Below are 10,976 nucleotides of genomic sequence, written 5' to 3' on the forward strand. Positions count from 1 at the left end.
ATGGGGGACAGCATGCGTTCACGACCGGGCCGGGCCACGCTCGCGGGCCTGCTGGTCGGGCTCGTGCTGCTGGTCACCGGCTGTACGAGCACGGTCGCCGGCACGCCGGACGGCGTCGACATCGGACCGCTGACCACCGAGGCCGGCACCGCCCAGGCACTGCTCGACTTCACCGAGGTCGGCGCGGTGCACTACACCGGCAGCCTGGTGGCCGCCGACGGCGCCGCGTTCACCGTGGACGTGCACGCGCTGGCCACCGGCGCGGTGTTCGGCCGGATCTCGGTCAACGGGATGAGCGCCGCGGTCACCGTGATCGACGACGTGCTCTACCTCAAGGGTGACGGGCGGTTCTGGAACGGGATGGCGGCCAGGTTCGGCGTCGCCGGCGGCAACGGCGAGGCGTTCGCCGACCGCTGGGTGAAGCTGCCGACGTCGCTGATCGGCGTCGAGTTCGGCGAGGTCTTCGCCCCCGACGTGATCAGCCGGACGGCGGGCCCGGTGGTGGAGTCGGACGCGCGGAGCGAGCTGTCGGCCAACCCCAGGGAGAGCGTCGCCGGGACCGAGGTGTACGTCGTCCAGGTCGACGGTGGGAAGATCTACCTCGCCGCCGAGGCCCCGCACGGCCCGCTGCGCTTCGAGCTCGACCGGATCGGCAGCGCGGACACCACGGCGGTCACCGACGTGGTGCTGGACGTCGCGGACGCCTCGCCCTCGGCACCGACCATCTACCGGGACCTGGCCAAGCGCGCGAGGACCGAGCTGACCACGGCCGTCGACGCGCTGGTCGGCATCGAGCAGGGCGAACACCGGTTCGAGGCGTGCGGCGCGCCGAGCTGCACGCTGCGCGTGGACATCCGCAACACCGGCAAGAGCGCGGTCCGGGTGCACCTCAAGGCCGACTGGACCGGCGACAGCGCCCCGCTCGGCAGCTGCGAGGCCAAGGTCGGGCCGGTGGCACCCGGCGCGGCGAGCACGATCGGGTGCAAGATCACCACCCAGGCGTGGGTGGACTTCTACCAGCGGGCCAACTCGGTGCCCGGGACGCACCCGTACGGCGCGCAGTGGTCGGCGCTGGTGCTGGCCGAGCCGCCGAAGGCCACCGAGCTGACCGCCGCCGCGCGGGCCGAACCGGCGACCGCGGACCCGGCGAGGACCGAGGGCAGCCACGCGGTCTACCAGATCGTGCACGCGGGCACGGTGTGGAAGTACGGAGTGGTGTCCCAGCAGTTCTGGCGCGACCACACCGACGGTCAGCTCCCCGGCTGTCTGACGCAGACCGAGTCGGCGTGCTCGGCGTCCCTGGTGACCGCCGCGGACGGGTCGGCGTCGGCGCACGCGCTGCTCACCCAGCTGGTGGCGGACTACCGCGACGAGAACGGCGAGTGCCCGGCGGGACAGTGGGTCGCTTGCGTCCCGGCCTGAGCCACGCCTACCGGGAGTGCCGGCGGATCAACGCACGGCACGGCCGCACGTACTTCCTGGCCACCCGCCTGCTCCCGGCCGACCGCCGCCCCGCCGTGCACGCCCTGTACGCCTTCGCCCGCCTCGCCGACGAGATCGTCGACGCCGCCGACGTGCCCCACCGCGCCGACACCCTCACCGGCCTGGAGCACGCCCTGACCGAATGCCTCGACGGTGACCTTCATGGCATTGCCACCCCCGTGCTAGTCGCGGTGGCGGACACCGTGGCGCGGTACCGGATCCCGCGCGGGCTGTTCGCGGACTTCCTCGCGTCCATGCGGATGGACCTCACCGTCACCGACTACGCGAGCTTCGCCGACCTGGCCGCCTACATGCGGGGTTCGGCCGGCGTGATCGGCCTGCAGCTGCTGCCGGTGCTCGGTACCGACGGCCCGACCGAGGAGGCGGCACCGTTCGCGGAGGCGCTGGGCGAGGCGTTCCAGCTGACCAACTTCCTGCGTGACGTCGGCGAGGACCTCGACCGGGGACGGGTGTACCTGCCGGCCGACGAGCTGGCCGCGTTCGGCGTCGACCGGGCGCGGCTGGAGTGGGCGCACCGCACCGGCCGGCACGACCCGGCGGTGCGGCGCGCGCTCGCGCACCTGGTGTCGTACACGCGGTCGGTGTACCGGCGGGCCGAGCCGGGGATCGCGCTACTGCGCCGGGAGTCACGTCCGTGCGTGCGGGTGGCGCGCACGCTCTACCGGCGGATCCTGGACGAGATCGTCGACCGCGACTACCGCGTCCTCGGCCACCGGGTCGTGGTCCCGGCCCACCGGCGACTCGGCGTGGCGCTGCCCGGTCTGGTCAGCGCCTACGCCAGTCGGGTGGGGACTACAGGGCCAGTGCCTGCGCGCGGCGCTTGACCTCCCGCCCGCCGGTCGCCCGCAGGGCGTCGACGGGACGGCCGGGGAGCGTGTCGTCCGCGGTGAACAGCCAGCGGACCATCTCCTCGGGGGTGAAACCGGCGTCGGCCAGCACGGTGATCGTGCCGGGCAGGCCCTTGACGATCGCGCCGTCGTCGGTGAGGAAGGCGGCCGGGACGCACAGCACGCCGTCGCGGCGGACCGCGACCAGCTGACCGTCCCGCAACGCCTGCCTGACCTTCGTGACCGGCAGCCCGAGCCGCTCCGCCACGTCGGGCAGAGCGAGCACCTCAACCTGGGGATCGAGCACGTCGTCGGCGGAGGGTGTCGCACTCACGACCATCACGATGCCACAGACCGGGCCGCCGTGCGGGGCCGAGTTGGGCGGCTTCACCACGCGCGCTCGTTCCCCTCCGTACCATCACGGGCGTGGAGGAAAGGGGAGTCGGCCTGATCGGTGCGCTGCTCGAGCAGCGTTACCGCGTGGACGCGCTGCTCGCGCGCGGCGGGATGTCGTCGGTGTACCGCGGCCTGGACACCCGGCTGGACCGCCGCGTGGCGATCAAGGTGATGGACGAGCGGTTCGCCGCCGACCGCTCCTTCGTCGACCGGTTCGAGCGGGAGGCACGCTCCGCCGCCAAGGTGCACCACCCGAACGTGGTCGCGGTGCACGACCAGGGGGTCGACCGGGGTGCCGGCGGTGACCTGGTGTACCTGGTGATGGAACTGGTCGACGGCGGCACCCTGCGCGACCTGGTGTCCGCCCGCGGCGCCCTGGACGTCCCGCTGGCACTGGCGATCCTCGAGCCGGTGCTGTCCGCGCTGGCCGCCGCGCACCGGGTGGGACTGGTGCACCGGGACGTCAAGCCGGAGAACGTCCTGATCGGCCACTCCGGTGAGCACGGGACCATGGTGAAGGTCGGCGACTTCGGCCTGGTCAGGGCCGTGTCCAGTGCCGGGACGACCAGTGCGAACGTCATCCTCGGCACGGTCGCCTACCTGTCCCCCGAGCAGGTCACCACCGGCAACGCCACCGCCCGCGGCGACGTGTACTCGGCCGGCATCCTGCTCTACGAGATGCTCACCGGCGTCACCCCGTACACCGGCGACAATCCGCTCTCCGTGGCCTACCGGCACGTGAACGACGACGTGCCGCCGCCGAGCCGGACCGTGCCCGGCCTGCCGCCAGCGCTGGACGAGCTGGTGGTCCGCGCGACCAGGCGCGACCCGGTGGCACGCCCGGCCGACGGTGCCGCGTTCCTGGCGGAGTTGACCCATCTGCGCACCCAGCTCGGGGTCCCGGCGGTCGGCATCCCGGTGCCGGAACCCACGCTGGCCGACCGGACGGTCCCGGTGACCCCGGTGGAGCTGGAACGGGCCCGCGCGTGGACGCCACCGGCCGACGACTCCGCCCGATCGGGTGAACTCGACCTGGCGGAGTCGACCCGGCCCGCGACCCCGGTGCCCGCGGCCGCCGCACTCGGCAACGCGACGGTCGTGCGGCAGGTGCCGGCGGGGTTCCAGGCGGCCGGGCCGCAGGGCACCCGCGCGATGCTGCGGACCGACCTCGACCAGCTCGCCCAGCAGGAGCAGGGGCCGCCGAGCGCCGGCATACCCCAGATGCACCAGCAGCTGGCACCGCCGTTACCCCCGCCGATGCCCCCACCGCCCCGGCGACCTCGCCCGACCGCGCCGAACGGGCAGCCGCGCGGCGGGCGCGGCACGGTCGTGCTGTGGAGCATCGCCGCGTTCCTGGTGGTGGCGATCGTCGCGGTCACGACCTGGTGGTTCGTCGACGGCCGGTGGAGCACCGTGCCGGACGTGTCCGGCCAGCTCAACAGCGAGGCGCAGGAGGTGCTGCGCGAGAACGACCTGCAACCGAAGGTCGAGTACCGGGCGGACAACGAGATCGAGTCCGGGGTCGTGATCGGCACCGAACCGGCCGGCGGCACCGACGTGCTGCGCGGCGAGCCGGTGACGCTGGTGGTGTCCTCCGGCAAGCCCAAGGTGCCCGACGTGCGACCGGGCGCGACGGTCGAGGAGGCCGAACAGGCCATCCGCGACGCGCAGCTGCAACCCGGCCTGGACGACGGGATCAACGAGCACAGCGACGACGTGGCGGAAGGCAGGGTCATCCGGCTCGAACCGGCGGCCGGTACGCCGGTGTCGGTCAACCAGCGGGTCGAGATCGTGGTCAGCAAGGGCCCGGCCCCCAAGCCGGTGCCCGACCTGCGCGGCAAATCCCGCGACGAGGCGTTCCAGGCGCTCGAGGACCTCGGCTTCAACCCGGTCGAGCTGGGCCAGGAGTTCGACCCCGGCGTGGACGGCGGCGCGGTGGTGCGCACCGAGCCGGCGGTGGGCGAGGTGCTGGAGGCCGGGACCGACGTGGGCGTGGTGCTGTCGAACGCCATCACGGTGCCGGACCTCAGCGGCCGCAGCGCCGAGGACGCGACCGCCGCGCTGGCCGAGCTCGGCCTGCAGATCAACGTCCAGGCGTTGGGCGGCACCGGTCGCGTGTTCGGCCAGAGCCCGTCCCCCGGCAACCGGGTCGAGGCCGGCGCCACGATCACCGTGTTCACGATCCCCTGACGGTTCGCCCCCACCACGCGGACGCCGCGGGCCACCACGCGGACGCGGCGGGCCACCACGCGGACGCCGCGGGCCGCACCGATACGCTGGGGGTCGTGAACTGGACTGTCGACGTCCCGGTGGACACCCTCCCCGAGCTGCCGCCCCTGCCGCGTGAGATGCGCGCGCGCCTGGACCACGCCCTGGCCCGGCCGGCGGCGCAGCAGCCGGAGTGGCCGAACGCCGAGCAGGTGCGCCAGGTACGGACGCTGCTCGAGAGCGTGCCCCCGATCACCGTGCCCAACGAGATCGACCGGCTGCACGACAAGCTCGCCGAGGTCGCGCGCGGCGAGGCGTTCCTGCTGCAGGGCGGCGACTGCGCCGAGACGTTCGTCGACAACACCGAGCCGCACATCCGGGGCAACATCCGCACCCTGCTGCAGATGGCGATCGTGCTGACCTACGGCGCGAGCCTGCCGGTGGTCAAGGTCGGCCGGATCGCCGGGCAGTACGCCAAGCCGCGCTCGAACACGCTCGACGCGCTCGGGCTGCCGGTGTACCGGGGCGACATCATCAACTCGCTGGTTCCCAAGCCCGAGGCGCGGGTGCCGGACCCCGGCCGGATGCTCCGCGCCTACGCGAACGCCGGCGCGACGATGAACCTGGTGCGCGCGCTGACCGCCGCCGGCATGGCGGACCTGACGAAGGTGCACGAGTGGAACAAGGACTTCGTCAAGAACTCGGCGGCCGGTGAGCGCTACGAGGCGCTGGCCACCGAGATCGACCGCGGCCTGCGGTTCATGGCGGCCTGCGGCGTCGAGGACTACTCGCTGCACTCGACGGAGATCTTCGCCAGCCACGAGGCGCTGCTGCTGGACTACGAGCGCGCGATGCTGCGGCTGGACACCCGCGACGAGGCGCGGCTCTACGACCTGTCTGCGCACTTCCTGTGGATCGGCGAGCGGACCCGTCAGCTCGACGGAGCGCACGTCGCGTTCGCGGAGATGCTGTCGAACCCGATCGGCGTCAAGATCGGCCCGACGACCACGCCCGAGATGGCGGTGGAGTACGTCGAGCGGCTCGACCCGCACAACACCCCCGGCCGGCTGACCCTGATCAGCCGGATGGGCAACGGCAAGGTACGGGAGGCGCTGCCGCCGATCGTGGAGAAGGTCACCGCGTCCGGGCACCAGGTCATCTGGCAGTGCGATCCGATGCACGGCAACACCCACGAGTCGTCGACGGGCTACAAGACCCGCCACTTCGACCGCATCGTGGACGAGGTGCAGGGCTTCTTCGAGGTGCACCGGCGCATCGGCACCCACCCGGGCGGCATCCACGTCGAGCTGACCGGCGAGGACGTCACCGAGTGCCTCGGCGGCGCCCAGGACATCTCGGACGCGGACCTGAACAGCCGCTACGAGACCGCCTGCGACCCGCGGCTGAACACCCAGCAGAGCCTGGAGCTGGCCTTCCTGGTCGCCGAGATGCTGCGTAACTGAGCTAGCCGGCCGGTCGGGCGTCCGCCCACGGGTGGGCGCGCTCGAACTGGCCGGACAGCGAGAGCAGCAGGTGCTCGCCGAACGCGGGCCCGACCAGCTGCACGCCCATCGGCAGCCCCACCTTGTCCCGGCCGGCCGGCACGGCGGCCACCGGGTAGCCCAGCACGTTCCAGGTCGGGTAGTACGGGATACCCAGCGCGACCCCGCCGAGGGTGTGCGCGGCCCCGCTGCCGTGGTAGCGCCCGATCCTCGGCTGCCGGCCGGTCCAGCCGGGCTGCAGCAGCAGGTCGTGGTCCTGGAAGAAGGTGCGCATCACGCCGTCAAGGCCGGACTCCGCGGCCCGCGCCCTGGCCAGCACGCTGTCCGGGATCCGCCGTCCCACCGCGGCGATCCGGCGGGTCCTCGGCTCCACCCACTCCGGATGGGGCAGCGCGGCGACGTCGTCGGCCACGCCACGCAGGTAGCGGGTGAGGAACTGCGGGTTCGGCCGGATCCCGAGCGGCGGGTCGGCCTCGGTGACCTGGTGGCCGAGTGCGCGCAGCCGGTCGGCCACGGTCAGCACCGCCCGCTTGCGCTCCGCCTCGATCGGCGGCCTGCCGAGCGGGGTGCGCCAGGACAGCGCGATCCGCAGCGGTCCGGGGTCCGCGGCCGCCGAGTCGCGGTACAGCCCGCCGGGGTGGTCGTCGTCGGCGAGCACGTCGAGCATCGCGGCCGCGTCGGCCACCCTGCGCCCGAGCGGGCCGAGCACGGCCAGACCGTGCCAGTGCTCCTCGGGGCCCATGTCCACCAGGCCGCGGGTGGTCTTGAGCCCGAACACCCCGCAGTGGTTCGCCGGGATGCGTACCGAGCCGCCGCCGTCCGAACCGGTGGCGACGCCGACCACGCCGGCCGCGATCGCCGCGGCCGAGCCGCCCGACGAGCCGCCCGGGGTGTGGTCGAGGTGCCACGGGTTGCGGGTCGCGCCGTGGGCGAGGGACTCGGTGAACGGCCACAGGCACCGGTCGGGCGCGTGCGTGTGCCCGACGAGCACCGCGCCGGCCGCGCGCAGCCGGGCCACCGCGGGGGCGTCCTGCTCGGCCGGCGCGAACTGCGGGCGGCCGCCCACGCCGGTGGCGACGCCCGCGACGTCGAGGTCGTCCTTGACCGCGACGGGCACGCCGAGCAGCGGGGTGCGCTCACCCGCGTCGATCCTGCGCTGGGCGTCGGCGGCCGCGGCCCGCGCCGCCTCCGCGTAGACCACGCGGAACAGGTTCAGCCGACGGTCGACCGCCTCGACGCGGCGCAGCACCGCCTCGAGCAGGTCCGGTGCCGAGACGGTGCCGTCACGCAACGCCTGGGCCTGTGCGTCCGCGCCGGCCCAGAGCAGCTCCTCGAGTTCCATGCCGGAACTCTAGTGCTCAGCCGAAGAAAGCCTCGGCCTCCTGGTACCGCTCGAGCGGTACGGTCTTCAGCTCGGCGGTGGCCTCCGCGAGCTTGACCCGCACGATGTCGGTGCCGCGCAGCGCGACCATCACGCCGAAGTCGCCGTCCTGCACCGCGTCCACGGCGTGCAGGCCGAAGCGGGTGGCGAGCACCCGGTCGTAGGCGGTCGGCGTGCCGCCGCGCTGGGTGTGGCCGAGCACGACCGCCCGGGACTCCTTGCCGGTGCGGTGGGCGATCTCGTCGGCGAGCCAGTTGCCGATGCCGCCGAGCCGGACGTGCCCGAACGCGTCCTTCTCGCCGGTCAGCAGCTTCTCCTCGCCGCCCTCGGGCAGCGCGCCCTCGGCGACCACGATGATCGGCGCGTACTCGCGCTCGAACCGGCGCTCCACCCACTCGACGACCTGGTCGACGTTGAAGTGCCGCTCCGGCACCAGGATCACGTTCGCGCCGCCGGCCAGGCCGGAGTGCAGCGCGATCCAGCCGGCGTGCCGGCCCATGACCTCGATGACCAGGGCACGGTGGTGCGACTCGGCGGTGGTGCGCAGCCGGTCGATGGCCTCGGTCGCGATGTGCACGGCGGTGTCGAAGCCGAACGTGTAGTCGGTGGCGCCGAGGTCGTTGTCGATCGTCTTCGGCACGCCGACCACGCCGACACCGTCGTCGGTGAGCCGCTTGGCGACCCCGAGGGTGTCCTCGCCGCCGATCGCGACCAGGGCGTCCACGCCGTGCTCGGCGAGCGTCGCCTTGATCCGGTCGACGCCGCCGTCGACCTTGTAGGGGTTGGTGCGCGACGAGCCGAGGATCGTGCCGCCGCGGGTCAGGATGTCCTCGACGTCGTCGAGTCCGATCGGCTTGACCAGGCCCTCGATCGGCCCGAGCCAGCCGTTGCGGAAGCCGACGGTCTCCCAACCGTGGGCCTCGATCCCCTTGCGGACGACGGCCCTGATGACCGCGTTGAGTCCTGGACAGTCACCGCCACCGGTGAGCAGGCCGACGCGCATGTGCTGATCCTCCATCCGGCTGCTTGAGCTCTGGGTCTTACGGGCAGGTCCGCCCGTAGCCTTCCATCCTCTGGATCGGTGCAGCAACCGCCCCCGGCTAACGTTCCGGGAAACCTCGCCTGACCCACTCGGCCTCGATGACCTTCCAGCGGGCGAGGTTGTGCCGGGCGTCGGCGAGCGCGTCGTGGGCGTCCGCCGGCGGGTCCGGGAGCACCGGCTTCCCCACGTCCTCCCAGCGCTGGCGCAGCTCGCGGGTGAACCGGGGCAGCTCGCGCGGCAGGGCCGGCATGTCACCCCAGAGCTGGGCGAGCACGACGTGGTCGTAGGCGGCGAACCACGCCCACAGCTCGATGCGGTCCTTGCCCCGCCGGAGGAACTTCAGCAGCCGGTCGCGGATCGCCTGCCGGTCGCACCAGGACGGGTCGGAGGGCGGCGGCAGCTTGTCCAGGACGTGTTCACGCACCCAGCGGCCGGCCCGGTTCGGGTCGAACTCGGTGGACACGGCGTAGAACTCGCGGCCGTCCTCGTCGACGACACCGATCGACACCAGGTCGATGGTGGTCCCGTCCTCGATGAACTCGCAGTCGTAGAAGTACCGCACCCGGCGAGGGTAGTGGTGGCGTTCAGCCCGCCTCGGTCTCGGGGATCCGGTCGGCGTCGTCGGCGGCGTGCCGCTGCTGGGTCGGCAGCGCGGCCGGTTCGCCCGCGTCCTGCGCGGCCAGCAGCTCCTTGGCCTTCGCCGCGTACATGTCGACGTACTCCTGGCCGGAGAGCTCCATCAGCGCGTACATGATCTCGTCGGTGATCGACCGCTCGACGAACCGGTCGCCGGACAGGCCCTCGTACCGGGAGAAGTCCATCGGCTTGCCGATCTTGATGCGGATCTTGCGCGGCCGCCACATCTTCGAGCCGATCGGGTTGGCCTTGTCGGTGTCGAACATGGCCACCGGGACCACCGGGACGCGCGACTCCAGCACCATCCGCGCGAGACCGGTCTTGCCCTTGTAGAGCCGGCCGTCGGGCGAGCGGGTGCCCTCGGGGTAGATGCCGAGCAGGTGGCCCTCGCCGAGGAGCCGGACGCCCGTGTCGAGCGCGGCCTGCGCGGCGGCGCCGCCCGACCGGTCGATGGGGATCTGGCCCATGCCGGTGAAGAACCACTTCTTGAACCGGCCCTTGATCCCGGGCTGGGTGAAGTACTCCAGCTTCGCCGGGAACGTCACCCGGCGCTTGAGCATCAGCGGGAGGAAGAACGAGTCGGCGACGGCGAGGTGGTTGCTGGCCAGCAGCGCTCCGCCGGTGGCCGGAACGTTCTCCTCGCCCTCGATCGAGGGGCGGAAGAAGAGCTTGAGCAGTGGTCCGAGGAACACGTGCTTCATCAACCAGTACAGCACCGCTACCCGCGCCTCCTGAGTTCTCCCGGCCGTTCGTCGAGCGTACGAAGGGTGTCCGACCGGCACAATGCCGCGCCACCCGAATGTCGGAACCTGTAACAGCGGCCACGGTGTGACAGATTTCTTCGACGCCACGGTACCCAACGAGTAAACAAGGCGGTGGGATCCGGCCACAGCCCATCCAGTTCGTGCGACGATGGCCACACCACCTGTACGTGCCTGAGGCGAGGAGGTCCAGGTGCCCGACCGGCCGGAGGATGTCGACGCCGCGTTCGCCGAGATCGTGGCGGGGCTCGAACGCGAAGGCGTGGGCAGCCGACCGCCCCAACTGGACGATCCGGACGACACTCCCCCTGGCGGGGTGGTGGCGGCCGAGGAGCGCGCCGAGCCAGAACCGCCGACCCAGCCGCCGAAGCCGCCGCCGACCGCGTGGCGCGGCTCGGACACCGAGTGGGACTGGACCTGGGGCACCGACGAGGATCACTACGTCCCGCCGGAGCCGCCGCCACTGCCGAGGCTTCGCCCGATGACGATCGTGGCGCTGGTGTTGATCGTGGTGTCGGTGGTGCTGTTGATCGTGCCCGGCGTGATCGGCCTGGCGCCCCGCGTCGGTACCCCGATCGCGCTGATCGCGCTGACCTGCGGCGGCGTACTGCTGCTGCTCCGTGTGCGCAAGACCCCCGAGGATCCGAACGACGGCCGGGACGACGGCGCCCAGATCTGACCGGCCACCGGGAACGTACGACTCGCGCAACGGGAACGTAC

The 10,976-nt window shown here is 72.7% G+C and carries 10 protein-coding genes; 5 read left to right on the forward strand and 5 right to left on the reverse strand.

Features of this window, described 5'->3' with window-relative positions:
* Window positions 1-12: 12 nt before the first annotated feature.
* Both JT362_RS13310 and JT362_RS13315 read left to right on the forward strand, forming a co-directional pair.
* Complete coding sequence (locus JT362_RS13310) at window positions 13-1,422, forward strand: hypothetical protein (RefSeq protein WP_260191468.1); 1,410 nt, start codon at window positions 13-15, stop codon at window positions 1,420-1,422.
* Window positions 1,407-2,327, forward strand: coding sequence for a phytoene/squalene synthase family protein (locus JT362_RS13315; protein WP_260191469.1), 921 nt, complete (start codon window positions 1,407-1,409; stop codon window positions 2,325-2,327). The genes JT362_RS13310 and JT362_RS13315 overlap by 16 nt, the downstream gene beginning before the upstream one ends.
* Here the strand turns inward: JT362_RS13315 and JT362_RS13320 are convergent.
* Complete coding sequence (locus tag JT362_RS13320; RefSeq protein WP_260191470.1) at window positions 2,296-2,664, reverse strand: Rv2175c family DNA-binding protein; 369 nt, start codon at window positions 2,662-2,664, stop codon at window positions 2,296-2,298. The two genes, JT362_RS13315 and JT362_RS13320, sit on opposite strands and share 32 nt — an antisense overlap.
* A gap of 92 nt (window positions 2,665-2,756) precedes the next feature.
* Between JT362_RS13320 and JT362_RS13325 the strand changes: the two genes are divergently transcribed.
* On the forward strand, window positions 2,757-4,916 hold the full coding sequence (locus JT362_RS13325; protein WP_260191471.1) for a PASTA domain-containing protein: 2,160 nt from the start codon (window positions 2,757-2,759) through the stop codon (window positions 4,914-4,916).
* A gap of 95 nt (window positions 4,917-5,011) precedes the next feature.
* On the forward strand, window positions 5,012-6,397 hold the full coding sequence (locus tag JT362_RS13330) for a class II 3-deoxy-7-phosphoheptulonate synthase (RefSeq protein WP_260191472.1): 1,386 nt from the start codon (window positions 5,012-5,014) through the stop codon (window positions 6,395-6,397).
* Window position 6,398: 1 nt separating this feature from the next.
* Here the strand turns inward: JT362_RS13330 and JT362_RS13335 are convergent, their stop codons facing one another.
* From JT362_RS13335 to JT362_RS13350, 4 genes are all read right to left on the reverse strand, one after another.
* Window positions 6,399-7,778 carry an amidase family protein gene (locus JT362_RS13335; protein WP_260191473.1) on the reverse strand — a complete coding sequence of 460 codons (1,380 nt, stop codon included), beginning with the start codon at window positions 7,776-7,778 and terminating at the stop codon, window positions 6,399-6,401.
* Window positions 7,779-7,794: 16 nt separating this feature from the next.
* Window positions 7,795-8,820: a 6-phosphofructokinase gene (locus JT362_RS13340; RefSeq protein ID WP_260191474.1), complete on the reverse strand. Its 1,026-nt coding sequence runs from the start codon at window positions 8,818-8,820 to the stop codon at window positions 7,795-7,797.
* A gap of 97 nt (window positions 8,821-8,917) precedes the next feature.
* Entirely contained in the window at window positions 8,918-9,421 is a 504-nt protein-coding gene (locus JT362_RS13345; RefSeq protein WP_260191475.1) for a polyadenylate-specific 3'-exoribonuclease AS, read from the reverse strand.
* A gap of 22 nt (window positions 9,422-9,443) precedes the next feature.
* Window positions 9,444-10,211: a lysophospholipid acyltransferase family protein gene (locus tag JT362_RS13350; RefSeq protein WP_260191476.1), complete on the reverse strand. Its 768-nt coding sequence runs from the start codon at window positions 10,209-10,211 to the stop codon at window positions 9,444-9,446.
* Window positions 10,212-10,449: 238 nt separating this feature from the next.
* On the opposite strand from JT362_RS13350, the gene JT362_RS13355 reads away from it, so the two are divergent.
* Window positions 10,450-10,935 carry a hypothetical protein gene (locus JT362_RS13355; RefSeq protein ID WP_260191477.1) on the forward strand — a complete coding sequence of 162 codons (486 nt, stop codon included), beginning with the start codon at window positions 10,450-10,452 and terminating at the stop codon, window positions 10,933-10,935.
* The last annotated feature ends 41 nt before the right edge of the window (window positions 10,936-10,976 follow it).

This window comes from Actinophytocola gossypii (assembly GCF_025165815.1).
GTDB classification, from domain to species: Bacteria; Actinomycetota; Actinomycetes; order Mycobacteriales; family Pseudonocardiaceae; genus Actinophytocola; species Actinophytocola gossypii.